Below are 15537 nucleotides of genomic sequence, written 5' to 3' on the forward strand. Positions count from 1 at the left end.
AATCCAAAATCAACAATCTAAAACCCCATGAGTCTATCCACCATCAGTATCAAACGTCCGGTTTTGACCATTGTCATGAACTTGGCCATTATACTGTTTGGGGCGATAGGTTATACTTTCTTGGGTGTGCGCGAGTTTCCCTCGATAGATCCGGCCCAGATTTCCATACGGACGGATTACGCCGGAGCCAATTCAGACATCATTGAATCGCAGATTACCGAACCGATTGAGAAAGCCATCAACTCGATCGACGGCATCAAGAACATCACTTCTTCGAGCGTTCAAGGAACCAGTAATATTACGGTCGAATTCAACCTTACCAAAGATTTGGAAACTGCGGCCAATGACGTGCGCGATAAAGTTGCTATTGCCGCGAAAAGCCTTCCGAAAGATATCGATGCGCCGCCGGTAGTTTCAAAAGCCGACGCGAATGCCGATGCGATTATTTCGATGACCATCCAAAGCGACACGAAAAACCCGCTAGAACTCAGTGATTATGCGGAAAATGTAATCGGTCCGAGACTCGAGACCATTCCGGGCGTGAGCGGTATTCAGATTTGGGGACAAAAAAAATATGCCATGCGTTTGTGGATTGATCCGGTAAAACTCGCGGCTTATGGCTGTACCGTTTCGGATGTAAAAGAGGCCTTGAACCAACAGAACGTTGAATTGCCTTCGGGAAAACTCACGGGAAACAACACCGAACTCACCGTGAAAACCGTTGGAAACCTCAACAAGCCCGAGCAATTCAACAATTTAATCATCAAAGCAGACGGCGAAAAAACCGTTCGTTTTAGTGATATTGGCTTGGCAAATCTTGGCCCTGAAAATCTAGAGACGCAAATGTCGCAATCGGGAATGCCGCTCGTTGGTGTGGCGATTGTGCCGCTTCCGGGCGCGAATTACCTCGACATCTCGAAAGAGTTCTACAAGAAATTCGAAACACTCAAAAAAGATTTACCTAAAGACATCAACCTCAACATTGCGATTGACAATACCGTTTTCGTGAAAAAATCGGTACTGGAAGTAGTGGAAACTATTGGTGTTTCGCTGCTTTTGGTGATCTTAATCATTTACCTATTTTTCCGAGATTGGGCTATTGCTTTCCGACCGCTGATTGACATTCCGGTTTCGCTGATTGCTACCTTTTTTATCATGTGGCTGTTCGGTTTTTCGATCAACGTTTTGACTTTATTGGCAATAGTATTAGCAACTGGTTTGGTGGTCGATGACGGAATAGTAGTGACCGAAAATATTTTCAAAAAAGTCGAAGAAGGCATGTCGCCGATTGAAGCTGCCATCAAAGGTTCGAACGAGATTTTCTTTGCGGTGATTTCGATTTCTGTAACCTTGGCTTCGGTGTTTTTGCCGGTAATTTTTCTGGAAGGTTTTGTGGGCCGATTGTTTCGCGAATTTGGCGTTGTGATTGGCGCGGCAGTTTTAGTTTCCGCATTTGTTTCGCTGACATTGACGCCGATGTTGAACGCTTACCTGATGAAAGGCGGCGAGCAGAAAAAATCGAAATTCTACACCTTGACCGAACCGTTTTTCGAGAAAATGAATCGCAATTACGCCGAGAATTTAGTGGCTTTTCTGAAGAAAAAATGGCTGAGTTTTCCGATACTCATCGTTTGCTTTGGGTTGATTTACCTATTCTACAATATCCTCCAAAAAGAAACCGCACCTTATGACGATCGCAGCGCACTGGTCATGATTGCTACCACTGCCGAAGGTTCGTCTTATGAATACACCGACCGGTTCATGCAGGAACTTTCCAGACTCATTGATGATTCGATTCCGGAGAAAAAAGTAAGCCTAATCATTACCGCACCGGGTTTCAACGCTTCAGCAACCAATAGTGGTCGAGTGCGAATTGCTCTGGTTCAGCCAGAAGAACGAGAACGCTCTCAAAAAGAAATCGCCGAGAAACTCACCCAATGGACCAAGAAATATCCGCAGGCCAAAACTTCGGTGACCGAACAGCCGACCATAGCCGTGAACAAACGCGGTGGTTTGCCTATACAATATATCATTCAAGCGCCAAACTTTGAAAAATTGCAGCAAAAGATTCCGCTATTCATGGAAGAAGCAGCAAAAGATCCAACCTTTTCCATTACAGATGTCAACCTGAAATTCAACAAACCCGAAATCAATGTTACCATCGATCGTGAAAAAGCAGAAAGCCTCGGAATTTCAGTACTCGATATTGCACAAACGCTACAGCTTTCCTTTAGCGGACAGCGTTTTGGTTACTTCATCCGCAACGGAAAACAGTATCAGGTGATTGGGCAATTCGACCAGAAAGACCGCTCAAAACCACTCGATTTGACTTCAATTTTTGTGCGCAATGTCAAAGGTGAACTCATTCAGATGGACAATGTGGTGAGCATCACCGAGAAGAGCAATCCGCCGCAACTGTACCACAACAACCGAAATATGTCGGCGACCGTTTCTGCCGGTTTGGCTCCGGGGAAAAGTATTTCAGACGGCATCGAAGCTATGGACAGGATTAAATCTAAGATACTCGACGAAAGCTTCACAACAGATTTGGGTGGCGAATCGCGTGATTATGTTGAAAGTTCCTCGAATACGTCATTTGCATTCGGACTGGCGTTATTACTGATTTTCTTGATTCTCTCAGCGCAGTTTGAGAGCTTCATCGACCCATTTATTATTATATTGACCGTTCCGATGGCGGTGGCCGGAGCCTTGTTTTCGCTATGGCTTTTTGATCAAACTTGGAATATTTTCAGTCAGATTGGAACCGTCATGCTCATTGGTTTGGTAACCAAAAACGGAATCCTGATTGTTGAATTCGCGAACCAACTGCGCGAGCAAGGAAAATCCAAATACGATGCTGTGGTGGAAGCCGCCGAAGCCCGTTTGCGCCCGATTTTGATGACCAGTTTAGCCATTTCGCTGGGCGCTTTGCCAATTGCTTTATCGCTCGGAGCTGCCTCAACGAGCCGAATTGGAATGGGCGTGGTGATTGTCGGAGGAACAATTTTCTCTTTAATCCTGACGCTTTTTGTGATTCCGGCGTTGTACTTAATGTGGTCTAGAGCCAAAACACATCGTCCTGAATTTGACCATTTGGAAGATTATGAAAAAAAAATGTAATAAAATAAAATGGCTCGGATTGATCTTGTTGTGCTTCATCAAAACGAGCGCACAGCAAACTTTGACTCTGGAGGATGCGGTCAAGATAGCTCTGGAAAACAACTACGACATTCGTATTGCTGCGAACCATTCGAAGATTACCCAAGCTGATAACACACTGGGAAACGCCGGAATGTTGCCTACCGTAAATGCGTCCGTGGTAGACAATAACGGCATTCAAAACCTATCGCAAACGCGGGCCGATGGTACAACAAATTCGCTCGACAATGCCAAGAACAATTCCCTGACTTACGGCGCTAACTTGAATTGGACGATTTTCGATGGTTTTAGAATGTTTGCCCGCCGCGATCAACTCAAAGAACTAGAAAAACTGGGAGATATTCGGCTCAAACAAACCATTTTGCAGAAAGTTAGTGATGTGATGGCGATTTACTACGACTTGGTGCAACAGCAGCAGCAATTGGCAGCGCTTGATTCAACGATTGTGATTTCGAGACAGCGATTGACCTTGGCCCAAAACCGTTACACGATTGGCAAAGCTTCAAAGCTTGAAACCCTCAATGCCGAAGTAGATTTGAATACTGATACCACAACTTTACTGCGCCAAAAAGAACTTTTCGCCCGCACCAAAATTGAGCTCAACGAACAACTCGCCCGCGATACGAAACTCGATTTCAAAGTGTCAGAAGAAATTCAAATCGATAACCAACTGCTCTTGGCCAACCTTAACGAATTGGCCTCGAAACAGAATCCGGAAGTGGAAGCCTTGGTGCTCAACAAACGAATTTCCGAGTTGCAACTCAAGCAAATCAAAGGCAATCGCTATCCGAGGGTGCAGCTCAATACCGGTTATAATTTCAATGAATCGCGTTCGGATTTGGGTTTTGCCACGAGAACTTCTTCGCAAGGTTTAAATTACGGTTTTAGTGCTACGCTGCCTATTTTTGATGGCTTTAACCAACACCGCAACGAGAAAGTCGCTCAGTTGCAAGTAGCCAATTCCCAGATTGCTATCGAACAACAAAACAAAACACTCGAAAGCCAATTGGCAGCCGCTTTTCAAACTTATCAAACCAATCTCGAATTGGTAAAACTCGAAGAAAAGAACCAAGCCATCGCCAAGCAAAACCTCGAAATCACTTTAGAGAAATTCAGAATCGGAACCATACCGACGATTGAATTTCGTACCGCACAGCTCAATTATATCAACGCAAAAGTGCGTTTTACCGGCACGCAATACCAAGCGAAATTATCGGAAATTGCTTTGAAAGAATTAGCTGGAAATTTGGGGTTTTAAATGCTTCAACCCGTAAATAACTTAAATAAAATTTTTATGAAGAAAACCCTTTTGAGCTTGCTGATTCTTACTGCTTCTTTGGCTTTTGGTCAAGATTTTTTCAGCTATAAAATCAGCAAACCGTATTGCGTTTTCAACTTTATGGAAACAGCCACCGGCGGCAACGGAACTTCTGCTTACTTCAGAAAGTTTATTGAAGAGAAAACCCAAAATAATCCGAAGTTTAAAAACCTCTGCAAAGAATACATCAAGATTAATTTAAGTTATCATTTCAAACGTTATGAATTTCCCGATGAGCGCCGACCCAACCGCTCTACTTTTGATTTAATTTCGATTCAGGCTGTGAATTCAGCTAACTTAAATGAATTTAAAGCAGCGACTGTCGGTATTTTGCCCATAGTAGAATATCAAAAACTATTTGACCTATTGTTTGAAGCCGAAAAAATATACGACGAGATCATTTGGAAGGATTATGAAAAGAAAATCATCAACCAAAAAAACAATTTAATCCAATTCAAAAAATCAAATGTTGAAATTTTTAACCGATTTAATGCCTTCTATCATTCGACTTGGACAAATGAAATTCCATTCCAAATTGCTTTGTATCCGATTCCGGGGAAAAACGGTTCAACCACTGCCATGCCACACGGAAACAGTTTATGCATTGGCGTGCTGACCGATGAAACGGATTATGTCGGGCGAAATGGTGTCATTGTTCACGAAATGTGTCATGTTTTGTATGACGAACAATCTAAGGAATTTCAAAAAGAATTGGTTTCGTATTTCGCAGCAAACCAATCTGAGTATTCAAAATTCGCGAGTACTTATTTTGACGAAGCCTTGGCTACTGCGTTAGGAAATGGTTGGGCTTATCAAAATATCACCGGAAAAATGGATTCTGAACAGTGGTATAATGATCCTTACATTGAAGGCTTTGCCAGAGCCCTTTATCCTTTGGTGGAATCTTATTTAAACGAAAACAAACCCATCGACAAAAATTTTATCGACCAAGCCATTTCGTTGTTTGGTTTAAAATTCCCTAATGCCAATGCAGACTATTCGATTTTATTGAACAAGTTGTATTTGTATTATGACAATGAAAACGAAAGCGAAATTACGGTTCCATTGCGAAAATATTTTAGATTGAGCCATTTGAATTCCTCGTCTCCGATTTTGCATCCTTATAGTATTGACCATTTAAAAGAAAGTGCCGGAAATCAGCTCATTATCATTAATCAAAATCAGCAAAATACTTTAAACCAACTCAAAGAAATTTATCCTGAATTGTCTGCCGTGCATTATGAAAACGAACCGTTGCTTTTGAGTTTTTTTGACCCGAAAGGTAATGCTGTGCTGCTTCTGGTGGTCAAAAACAACATAGAATTTGAAGCTTTAATCGAGCTGATGAACACAAAAAAATACTTCGACAAAACCAAACTAAAACAAAACTAAAAACCGCCAACACTTCTCTCACAGAATGTACTCAGATTGTTTATTTTCGCAGATAAATTCCGAGCTATGATTTCCTACAACACTAAAGATTGGTTTACTTTTATTTTCCGTTTTCACAAGGCTGACACGTTTCGGCAACTGCTGTCGATAATGGTGGGCATTGGCATTTATGCGGCTATTGTTGGCTATTTGGAAGTAGAATACTGGAAACTCACTGACACAAGCTACATCAAAAATATCACGATCATGCACGGTATGTTGGGCTTTGTGATTTCGTTGCTTTTGGTTTTCAGAACCAATACCGCTTATGACCGTTGGTGGGAAGGCCGAAAAATGTGGGGCGCGCTGGTGAATAACAGCCGGAATTTTGCGCTGAAACTTGCGGTGATTTTGAAAGACGAAAACGATCGCCATTACTTCAAGAAGATGATTCCGGTGTATGCAACGATTTTGCACGAACATTTGAGTAATGAAGAAACAAGCCAGCAACTGTTCGATGATGTAGATTTGAAGATTGACCATCGGGCGCACCGACCCAATCAAGTCGCTAAGAATCTGTTTCAGAAAGTGAATGATCTGTACGATTCAAAAAAAATTAGCGGCGACCAACTCATTATTTTAAATGCCGAAATTCAATCGTTTACGGATATTTGTGGTGCTTGCGAGCGAATTAAAAACACGCCTATTCCCTATTCTTACAGCGCTTTTATCAAGAAGTTTATTTTCTTTTATGTGATGACTTTGCCTTTTGGTTATTCGTTTTCACTGGGATATTATACTGCGCCAGTGGTTGTTTTTATTTTCTACGTATTGGCCAGTTTGGAACTCATTGCCGAAGAAATTGAAGATCCGTTTGGTGGCGATGCGAACGATTTGCCAACCAGAAAAATTGCGGACAACATCAAAAAGCACGTTGCGGAACTATTGCCCTAGCCCCGATCACAGCGGCATCCTTTTGTTTTGGGGTTCAAAACAAAAGATAGAGCGTAGAGCGGGATTAGCTTCTAAAAAAAATACTTGTAGTTGGGCTACTTTGCCCCCTGAACTTGGTTCGGTAAATGGTTAACTTTTCTTAGGCTACCGATTTTACTTTGACAAAAAATCTCTGTTTTTCAACATATTGCAGCTTATTGAATTAGCAACCGAATTTAAAATATTTTAAGCTAATTAATTTTTGCTTAAGTTGTTAGTGTATCCCTATTTTGGCTATCTTTAGCTCTCGCATTTTTACAGCATTTGATATGAACCAACGTGCCCTGATTCGGCCACCAGCACTTACCCGAGAACGTTCGCTGAAAACCTTGGTGGAAAACCGCACCGTTTATTCGTTGAACCATTGCGAGCTGAATTTGTTCGAGACTTATCAGGCTTCGGCTTTAGTACCGCTCCAATTCGACGATTTGGTTGTCACGAGCATGTTGCGCGGCAAAAAAGTGATGCACCTTTTCGACGATCCGGAGTTTGAGTATTTGCCGGGCGAAACAGTGGTGATTCCGTCGAAAGTGGAAATGAAAATCGATTTCCCGGAAGCCACTACAGACAATCCGACGCAGTGTTTGGCTTTGGCTATCGATCAAGAAAAAATCGGGCAGACTTTGCAGTTGCTCAACGAGCGTTACCCGAAAGAAGGGCAGCAGCGTTTTTGGCAGTTGGATTATCAGAACTATTTCTTTTACAACAACGTGGAATTGGCGGCGACCATCAGCAAACTCATTAAGGAATGTACGAGCCAATCGTTGACTAAAGATATTTTGGCCGACTTGACCTTGCAGGAATTACTGATCCGCATCATTCAAACGCAGACTGTGAAAGCGATTGACCAAGGCGTTTTGCCAGATACAACCAATCCGATTGCACCGGTTTTGGAATTTATCCGGATGAACCTACGCGAGAATATGTCGATGAAAAGCCTGAGTGAAAAAGCGTGTATGAGCACGACTTCGTTCTATCGGTTTTTCAAGCGCGAGCTAGGCATGAGCCCACTGGAATTTGTATTGAAGGAAAAAATAAAATGCGCCAAGCAATTGCTGAAAAACCCAACTATTCAAGTCAACGAAGTTTGTTTCATGTCTGGGTTTGAGGATTGCAATTACTTCATCCGGCTATTCAAAAAATACGAAGGCATCACACCGAAGCAATACCAATTATTGCACGTGAATTAATCTTCGATGTAGCGCAAAGGTTCCAAATCCTGCCTTTCCGATTCGGTGAAAAGCCTAGATTGAGTTAAAAAACGCAAACCCAAAGGAATTTCCAGCGAGAAACTCGAACCTCGGCCTTCGACCACATCGATTGTGAGTTGGGTGTGTTGCCAATATTCGAATTGGTCTTTACTCATCCAGAATTCGCAATCGTCGATAGTGCCCAAACACACATCGCTTTGGCCTAGTCTAAAATCGCCTTTTTCAAAACACATCGGCTGGGAACCATCGCAGCATCCGCCACTTTGATGGAACATCAACGCGCCGTATCGGGCTTTAAGCTCAGCAATCAGTTCGCTGGCTTTTGGGGTAAGGGTTACTCTGGGTGTCATAGCTACAGAAAATAAAATGCCCCACAAAGCCGAAATCAAAATCTAACTTTGCGGGGCATCATCAAGAGTTTTATTTAGAAGAATCCTAATTTGTTCTTATCGTAAGAAATCAGCATGTTCTTCACTTGGCGGTAGTGGGCGAGCATCATTTTGTGCGTCTCACGGCCAAAACCGGATTTCTTGTAACCGCCAAACGGAGCGTGCGCCGGATAAGCGTGATAACTGTTCACCCAAACCCGACCGGCCTGAATGGCTCTCGGAACTTGATAAATCTGGTGCGCATCTCGGGTCCAAACTCCGGCACCTAAACCGTAAAGTGTGTCGTTGGCTATTTCCAAAGCTTCTGCTTCATCTTTAAAAGTGGTCACGCAAAGTACCGGGCCGAAAATCTCTTCTTGGAACACGCGCATCTTATTGTGGCCTTTGAAAACAGTCGGTTGGATGTAGTATCCGCCAGCTAGTTCACCATCTAACTGATTGACTTCTCCGCCAATTAAAACCTGAGCGCCTTCTTCCCTGCCGATTTTGAGATACGATTGGATTTTCTCGTATTGGTCGTTCGAAGCTTGGGCGCCCATCATCACCGAACCATCGAGTGGATGCCCAATTTTAATGGCTTTGATACGCTCTAGAATGCGCGGCATAATCTTGTCGTAGATGTCTTCCTGAACTAAAAGACGCGACGGGCAAGTACAAATTTCGCCTTGGTTTAATGCGAACATCACCGCGCCTTCAATGGCTTTATCGAAAAAAGCGTCATCGTGTTCGGCTACCGATGAGAAGAAAATGTTCGGCGATTTGCCACCCAACTCCATCGTTACAGGCACCAAGTTCTCAGAAGCATATTGCATAATCAATCGGCCGGTGGTGGTTTCTCCTGTGAACGATACTTTGGCTACGCGGTCGGATTGCGCTAAAGGTTTTCCGGCTTCCAGACCAAATCCGGTCACGATGTTCAGAACGCCCGGCGGTAAAATATCTTGAATCAATTCCATCAAGACCATGATGGATGTTGGGGTTTGCTCGGCCGGTTTGACTACACAGCAATTTCCGGCTGCCAAGGCTGGAGCGATTTTCCAAGTAGCCATTAGTAAAGGAAAATTCCAAGGAATAATTTGCCCGACCACGCCCAAAGGTTCACTCAAGCAAATGCTAACAGTGTTTTCGTCATGCTCAGAAATAGTACCTTCCTCTGCGCGAATTACGCCGGCGAAATAGCGGAAATGGTCAATAACTAGCGGCAAATCGGCGGCGCGGGTTTCACGGATGGCTTTTCCGTTGTCGATGGTTTCCACTACCGCCAAATACTCGAGGTTTTCTTCAATCACGTTGGCGATTTTATTCAATAGATTGCTGCGGTGCGTGACCGAGGTTTTGCCCCAAGTTTTGAACGCTTCATGCGCGGCATCAAGCGCTAACTCTACGTCGGCTTTTGTCGATCGTGCGGCTTGGGTGAATACTTTTCCGTCGATGGGCGAAATGTTATCGAAATACTCGTCGTTTACTGGAGGGACAAATTTTCCTCCAATAAAATTGTCATACTTTGCCTTGAATTGAGGTCTTTGGACTATGTTACTCATGTTTTTATAGTTTTGGTTTATCCAAATGTAATGGCATCGGTGCAGCTGCAATAGCACTTTTCATTCAAGTAGTAGCACTAATTTTCCAAAGTGCAGATTTTTTTGAACGATTCGCAAAACAGTTATCTCATTTATATAAGATTGATAATTTTCCTGTAAAAATTTACCGGTATTGGCAATGGCAAAAAACCCAAAAAAGTTTTCGAGTTGCAGGCAGCAATCCTTATATTTGCAGCCGCATTTAAGACCGATAAACGAACATGAAAATATCATACAACTGGCTCAAGCAATTCATTAAAATAGACTGGAAATCTGAAGACACAGCGGCACTACTCACCGACTTAGGCCTCGAAGTAGAAGTGGTTGAAAAATACCAATCTGTGAAAGGTGGCCTCGAAGGCATTGTAGTGGGCCATGTACTGACTTGCGAGCCGCATCCTAACGCCGACCGTTTGAAGGTTACCACCGTAGATTTAGGTGACGGCGTTCCGGTTCAAATTGTTTGTGGTGCCAGCAATGTAGCTGCCGGACAAAAAGTTCCTGTAGCCACCATTGGTGCTGTTTTGTATGACAAAGACGACCAACCGTTCACGATTAAGAAAGGAAAAATCCGCGATCAGGAAAGCCACGGTATGATTTGCGCCGAAGACGAATTGGGCTTAGGCACCAGCCACGACGGCATCATGATTTTAGACGAGAAATTGAAGCCCGGAACTTCTGTGGCCAAGGTGTTCAAAGTAGAAAACGACGAAATCTTCGAAATCGGCCTCACACCCAATCGCGCCGATGCAATGAGTCATTTGGGAACTGCGAGAGATTTGCGTGCGGGAATGATTCAGAAAGGCACCAATGTAGAGCTGATTACGCCGTCAGTGAGTACCTTCCGAATTGACAAGCGAACGCTCAAAATCGATGTAAAAATTGAAAACAACAAACTTGCGCCAAGATATTGCGGAGTGACGATTTCAGGCGTTACCGTGAAGCCTTCTCCGGAATGGTTGCAAAATCGTTTGAAATCTATCGGTTTGAATCCGAAGAACAATATTGTCGATGTGACCAATTATGTCTTGCACGAACTTGGGCAGCCGCTGCACGCTTTCGACGCCTCAAAAATCAACGGAAAAGTAATCGTAAAAACGCTGCCTTCCGGAACCAAATTCACGACGCTAGACGATATCGAAAGAACATTGCACGAAGAAGATTTGATGATTTGCGACGAGAAAGGCCCGATGTGCATTGCTGGTGTTTTCGGCGGTAAAAATTCTGGCGTAACTGAAAATACTACGAACATTTTTCTGGAAAGCGCTTATTTCAATCCGGTGAGTATCCGTAAAACGGCCAAACGCCATGGTTTAAGTACTGATGCTTCGTTCCGTTTTGAGCGCGGCATCGACCCGACCATTACCGAATATGCCTTGAAACGTGCGGCTTTGTTGATTCAAGAAGTGGCCGGCGGCGAAATCACTTCAGACGTCATCGACATTTATCCTAAGAAAATTGAAGACTTCCCGGTATTTCTCAATTTTGTCAAAGCAACAAAATTAATCGGTCAGGAATTGCCGAAAGAAACAATCAAGAAAATCTTAGCCTCTCTCGATATTAAAGTCAATAGCGTTACTGATGCCGGGCTTGGGCTCACGATTCCGGCTTACCGCGTAGATGTACAAAGGGAAATCGACGTGATTGAAGAAATCTTGCGCGTGTACGGTTACAACAACATCAACTTCACTAAAAAACTCAACGCCACGGTGGCCAATTCCTCGAGAACTGAAGATTATAAAGTACAGAACATTGTGGCGACGCAACTCAATTCGATGGGTTTTCACGAAATGATGGCCAATTCGTTGACTTCGCCCGAGTATATCGCCTTGTCGGATTTGCTTCGAGAAGAACACAATGTAGCCATGCTGAATCCGTTGAGCAGTGAACTTTCTACGCTGCGCCAATCGTTGCTGTTCTCTGGTTTGGAATCTGTTTCGTACAACATCAACCGCAAAAATCAGGATTTGAAATTGTTCGAATTCGGGAAATCGTACCACAAATATGATTCGGGTTACGAGGAATTGAAGCACTTGACGCTTTTTATTTCCGGAAACCGCTCCGACGAGAACTGGACGTATACCCAAAAACCAACCGATTTCTTCTTGTTCAAAGGCTACATCGATGCTATTATTTCAAGATTAGGCATTGATAAAACTAAGACCGAACCTTTAAAGTCTGACGTTTTTGCTGAGGGAATTGCTCTAGTGGTTGGCGAAGAAATACTCGTAGAATTTGGCACCGTAAAGAAATCTATATTGAAACATTTCGACATCAAGCAGGAAGTTTTCTATGCTGATTTCAACTGGAGTTTGGTTTTGAAATTAATTTCGAACAAAATCAAATTCATCGACATTCCGAAATATCCGGAAGTGCGCCGCGATTTGGCTTTATTGCTCGACGAAAATGTGGCTTTTGATGCCGTGTATAAAATCGCCCGACAAACCGAAAAATCGCTACTCAAAGACATTTTACTGTTCGACGTTTATACCGGAAAAAACTTGCCCGAAGGTAAAAAATCGTATGCTGTTGGGTTTACTTTGCAAGATCCGTCGAAAACACTCACTGACGAGCAGATTGAGAAAGTCATGGGCAAATTGCAAAAAAACCTAGCTGCCGAACTCGGTGCGGTATTGCGCTAGAACCAAAGAAAAGTTATATTTGTTTCAAAGGAATATTAATCTAAATTATCGATCATGAAAATTAAATTTGTAGCGATGCTGTTGCTTTTCTTGACAGCCAGCACCGTAAGCGCACAATCTACTTTTGACAAATGGCCGGCCATCAAGGAATTCCACGAAGTGATGTCGCAAACGTTCCATCCGTCTGAAGAAGGCAACTTGCAACCAATCAAATCACGCTCTGAAGAATTGATGAACAAAGCGGCGGCGGTTTTAAAATCAGACATTCCAGCCGAGTTCAAAACGGCTCCAATTTTAGCCTCAGCCGAAAAATTGCAACTCAAAAGCAAAGCCTTACACAAGATGGTGACCGCAAAAGCTTCAGATGCTGACATCAAAAAATCATTGTCTGACCTGCACGATGTGTTCCATGAAATCGTCGGGTTGTGCTCCGAGAAGAAATAAACAGAAGGCCCAAATTGATTGGGCTTTTTTTATGGCATTTCACGAGTACTTTTCTGCATTTTGTTAATTACTTTTTTCGGCTGAAACGAAATTTAAAATTACCTTTGGCCTTCCAAAAAAACAAAGATTATGGTTTATAAATTCAGGGTAATCCTAGATACTGAAGAAGATATTTTCCGCGACATTGCTATTCTTGAAGAAGACAATCTCGAAGATTTGCACAACGCCATCGTGAATGCTTTCGACTTTGACGGCACTGAACTGGCTTCGTTCTACACCTGCGACAACCAATGGAACCAAAACGAAGAAATTCCGCTTTTTGATACAGGCGATGTGGCCGGCGAAATGAAAACCATGGCCGATTATCCGCTCACTTCGATACTCGACAAGGAAAACACAAAGATTATTTACGTATACGATTTCCTGAATATGTGGACCTTCTTGGTAGAGTTGGCCGCGATTGAAGAAGTGGAATCTGGAGAAACTTATCCAAGCACTTTATTCTCACACGGAATGATGCCGATGGATGCTGGCGATAAATCTTTCGAGGCCGATATGACCAACGATATTTACGGCGAATTTGAAGATGACCTCGATGATGACGACCTCGATATGTTCAACGACGAAGAAGGCGGCGAGCATTATGAGGATTATGGGTTTGAGGATAATTGGAACTAAGTGCCTTAGTGCCTTAGTGCCTTAGTGCCTTAGTGCCTTAGTGCCTTAGTGCCTTAGTGCCTTAGTGCAAAATTAAATTATTTTATTGATTACAAGCCGTTTATAAAATTATATGCCGATGAAAACTTTTAGAGATTTGCTGATTTGGCAAAAAGCCATGAAATTGGTCACTGCCACTTATGAAAACACGAATTGTTTTCCGCAATCCGAAATATATGGCCTTACTTCACAATTACGCAGGTGTGCGGTTTCAATTCCGTCGAATATTGCTGAAGGGTATGGTCGTGAGACAAAAAAAGAGTTGGCCCGCTATTTATCAATTTCTATCGGCTCTTTATATGAGTATCAAACTCAAATTGAAATTGCAAAAAACATTAATTATTTAAACCAATTAGAATTTAACTTGCTCTACGAGAATAGCCGTGAACTGGAAATTATGATGCTGACATTCGCAAGAAAATTAAACACCGTAGCATAAAAACTCAGGCACTCAGGCACTCAGGCACTTTTCAAAATGATCAACTTATACAACACCCACATCGAAAACCTTTCGATCCACCGCGTCGGGAACAAAAGCCGCAACGAAGCGATTTTTTTATCAGAACAGCCTTATGCGCTCAATGACGAAGTAGTGCCTTTGCTCAAGGAATATTTTTTCAAGCCGTTTCGCGAAAAAGAAGAAAACTATTTCCAATTCGCGCACGATGTAGATTTGGATTACAACGAAATGTACAACTTCGCCACTGAGATTTTTACCAATCCGAGTGCGGTTCACGAAGTTTCTAAAAAAATTACCAAGCACCTTTTCGAACAGTCGAACCATCCGCACATCAAGAACGGCGAGGTTTACGTGGCTTATCTGACGAACCTGAACATCGACAATAACCTCGTTGATGCCATCGGGATTTTCAAAAGTGAGATCCAGTCTGATTTTATGCAGTTCGAGGAAAAAGGCAATACGCTGGAAATGATCTTGCAACAAGGCATCAACCTGAACAAACTCGACAAAGGTTGTTTGATCTTCAACTATAAAAAAGAAGAAGGTTATAAAATCCTGACCGTCGACAGCAACCGTTATGACGCGCGCTATTGGCTCGAGCATTTCCTTTCAGTAGACGCTTTTGAAGACGAGAACTTCATCACTAAAAAGTATTTGAAATTCTGCCAAGGATTTGCTAAAGATGTTGTATTTCCGGCTGAAGACAAGAAAGAAGAAGTGATGTTCATGAACCGCTCGGTAAATTATTTCGCGAAAAACGACCAGTTCGAAGAAACGAATTTCCTCAACGAAGTACTTGATAACCCGGATCTGATTCCGGAATTCAAGAATTACAAAGTCGATAAAGGCGAGAAATACAGTATCGAAGACGTGACGACTTTCCCGATTGCCAATGCCGCAGTTTCAGACGCAAGAAAGTCAATTAAGAACGTCATTAACCTGGATACGCACATTCAAATCAAACTGGATTTCATCAACCCGGAAAGCGCCGAAAAATTCGTAGAAAAAGGTTGGGACGAAGAAAAACAGATGTATTACTATTTGGTATATTTTAATAAGGAACAAAAGAGCTAAGAACGAAGCTTTTCAAAATTGAACCCTAATTGTCACAAACAGTTAGGGTTTTTTATTGGGTAACGGTTATTGTTTTGTAAGTTTTTATACTGCGTTTTGTTAAATAGCTGCATTTAGTCGGTATAATTTGCTTTTAATCAATGTTATAGATACATTTGCTCGCCCCAATTATAACTAAT

Annotated in this window: 12 protein-coding genes; 10 read left to right on the forward strand and 2 right to left on the reverse strand. The window is 42.6% G+C overall.

The annotated features are described in order from the left end of the window. The first annotated feature begins 27 nt into the window (after positions 1 to 27). The 5 genes from G4D82_RS03225 (at position 28) to G4D82_RS03245 (ending at position 8031) form a co-directional block, all read left to right on the forward strand. On the forward strand, positions 28 to 3120 hold the full coding sequence (locus tag G4D82_RS03225; RefSeq protein WP_166334448.1) for an efflux RND transporter permease subunit: 3093 nt from the start codon (positions 28 to 30) through the stop codon (positions 3118 to 3120). Continuing rightward, positions 3104 to 4417, forward strand: coding sequence for a TolC family protein (locus G4D82_RS03230; RefSeq protein ID WP_166334450.1), 1314 nt, complete (start codon positions 3104 to 3106; stop codon positions 4415 to 4417). The genes G4D82_RS03225 and G4D82_RS03230 overlap by 17 nt, the downstream gene beginning before the upstream one ends. Positions 4418 to 4453: 36 nt before the next feature. Next, positions 4454 to 5869: a hypothetical protein gene (locus G4D82_RS03235; RefSeq protein WP_166334453.1), complete on the forward strand. Its 1416-nt coding sequence runs from the start codon at positions 4454 to 4456 to the stop codon at positions 5867 to 5869. Positions 5870 to 5935: 66 nt separating this feature from the next. Then, positions 5936 to 6802, forward strand: coding sequence for a bestrophin family protein (locus G4D82_RS03240; RefSeq protein ID WP_166334455.1), 867 nt, complete (start codon positions 5936 to 5938; stop codon positions 6800 to 6802). Between the two features lie 308 nt (positions 6803 to 7110). After that, positions 7111 to 8031 carry an AraC family transcriptional regulator gene (locus tag G4D82_RS03245; protein WP_166334457.1) on the forward strand — a complete coding sequence of 307 codons (921 nt, stop codon included), beginning with the start codon at positions 7111 to 7113 and terminating at the stop codon, positions 8029 to 8031. Here G4D82_RS03245 and G4D82_RS03250 read toward each other — a convergent pair. Next, positions 8028 to 8402 carry a DUF779 domain-containing protein gene (locus tag G4D82_RS03250; protein WP_166334459.1) on the reverse strand — a complete coding sequence of 125 codons (375 nt, stop codon included), beginning with the start codon at positions 8400 to 8402 and terminating at the stop codon, positions 8028 to 8030. The genes G4D82_RS03245 and G4D82_RS03250 overlap by 4 nt on opposite strands. A 74-nt stretch (positions 8403 to 8476) precedes the next feature. Next, positions 8477 to 9982 carry an aldehyde dehydrogenase family protein gene (locus tag G4D82_RS03255; protein ID WP_166334461.1) on the reverse strand — a complete coding sequence of 502 codons (1506 nt, stop codon included), beginning with the start codon at positions 9980 to 9982 and terminating at the stop codon, positions 8477 to 8479. 260 nt (positions 9983 to 10242) lie between these two features. Between G4D82_RS03255 and pheT the strand changes: the two genes are divergently transcribed. From pheT to G4D82_RS03280, 5 genes are all read left to right on the forward strand, one after another. Then, the gene (pheT, locus tag G4D82_RS03260; protein WP_166334463.1) at positions 10243 to 12663 is read left to right on the forward strand and encodes a phenylalanine--tRNA ligase subunit beta; all 2421 of its coding nucleotides are present in this window, start codon (positions 10243 to 10245) and stop codon (positions 12661 to 12663) included. Positions 12664 to 12717: 54 nt separating this feature from the next. Further along, the gene (locus tag G4D82_RS03265; protein WP_166334465.1) at positions 12718 to 13107 is read left to right on the forward strand and encodes a hypothetical protein; all 390 of its coding nucleotides are present in this window, start codon (positions 12718 to 12720) and stop codon (positions 13105 to 13107) included. A 129-nt stretch (positions 13108 to 13236) separates the two neighbouring features. Further along, positions 13237 to 13785, forward strand: coding sequence for a plasmid pRiA4b ORF-3 family protein (locus G4D82_RS03270; RefSeq protein ID WP_166334467.1), 549 nt, complete (start codon positions 13237 to 13239; stop codon positions 13783 to 13785). Between the two features lie 118 nt (positions 13786 to 13903). Then, positions 13904 to 14263, forward strand: a complete 360-nt coding sequence (locus G4D82_RS03275) for a four helix bundle protein (protein WP_166334469.1) — start codon at positions 13904 to 13906, stop codon at positions 14261 to 14263. A gap of 36 nt (positions 14264 to 14299) precedes the next feature. Beyond that, positions 14300 to 15358: a nucleoid-associated protein gene (locus G4D82_RS03280; RefSeq protein WP_166334471.1), complete on the forward strand. Its 1059-nt coding sequence runs from the start codon at positions 14300 to 14302 to the stop codon at positions 15356 to 15358. Positions 15359 to 15537: the final 179 nt, after the last annotated feature.

The organism is Flavobacterium lotistagni, assembly GCF_011392125.1.
GTDB lineage: Bacteria > Bacteroidota > Bacteroidia > Flavobacteriales > Flavobacteriaceae > Flavobacterium > Flavobacterium lotistagni.

What these genes read in the sequence shown, in the direction of transcription:
- G4D82_RS03275 (WP_166334469.1), top strand. Translation starts at nt 13,904, where the DNA reads ATGAAAACTTTTAGAGATTTGCTGATTTGGCAAAAAGCCATGAAATTG.
- G4D82_RS03265 (WP_166334465.1), top strand. Translation starts at nt 12,718, where the DNA reads ATGAAAATTAAATTTGTAGCGATGCTGTTGCTTTTCTTGACAGCCAGC.
- G4D82_RS03245 (WP_166334457.1), top strand. Translation starts at nt 7,111, where the DNA reads ATGAACCAACGTGCCCTGATTCGGCCACCAGCACTTACCCGAGAACGT.
- G4D82_RS03240 (WP_166334455.1), top strand. Translation starts at nt 5,936, where the DNA reads ATGATTTCCTACAACACTAAAGATTGGTTTACTTTTATTTTCCGTTTT.
- G4D82_RS03225 (WP_166334448.1), top strand. Translation starts at nt 28, where the DNA reads ATGAGTCTATCCACCATCAGTATCAAACGTCCGGTTTTGACCATTGTC.
- G4D82_RS03230 (WP_166334450.1), top strand. Translation starts at nt 3,104, where the DNA reads ATGAAAAAAAAATGTAATAAAATAAAATGGCTCGGATTGATCTTGTTG.
- pheT (WP_166334463.1), top strand. Translation starts at nt 10,243, where the DNA reads ATGAAAATATCATACAACTGGCTCAAGCAATTCATTAAAATAGACTGG.
- G4D82_RS03270 (WP_166334467.1), top strand. Translation starts at nt 13,237, where the DNA reads ATGGTTTATAAATTCAGGGTAATCCTAGATACTGAAGAAGATATTTTC.
- G4D82_RS03235 (WP_166334453.1), top strand. Translation starts at nt 4,454, where the DNA reads ATGAAGAAAACCCTTTTGAGCTTGCTGATTCTTACTGCTTCTTTGGCT.
- G4D82_RS03255 (WP_166334461.1), bottom strand. Translation starts at nt 9,982, where the DNA reads ATGAGTAACATAGTCCAAAGACCTCAATTCAAGGCAAAGTATGACAAT.
- G4D82_RS03280 (WP_166334471.1), top strand. Translation starts at nt 14,300, where the DNA reads ATGATCAACTTATACAACACCCACATCGAAAACCTTTCGATCCACCGC.
- G4D82_RS03250 (WP_166334459.1), bottom strand. Translation starts at nt 8,402, where the DNA reads ATGACACCCAGAGTAACCCTTACCCCAAAAGCCAGCGAACTGATTGCT.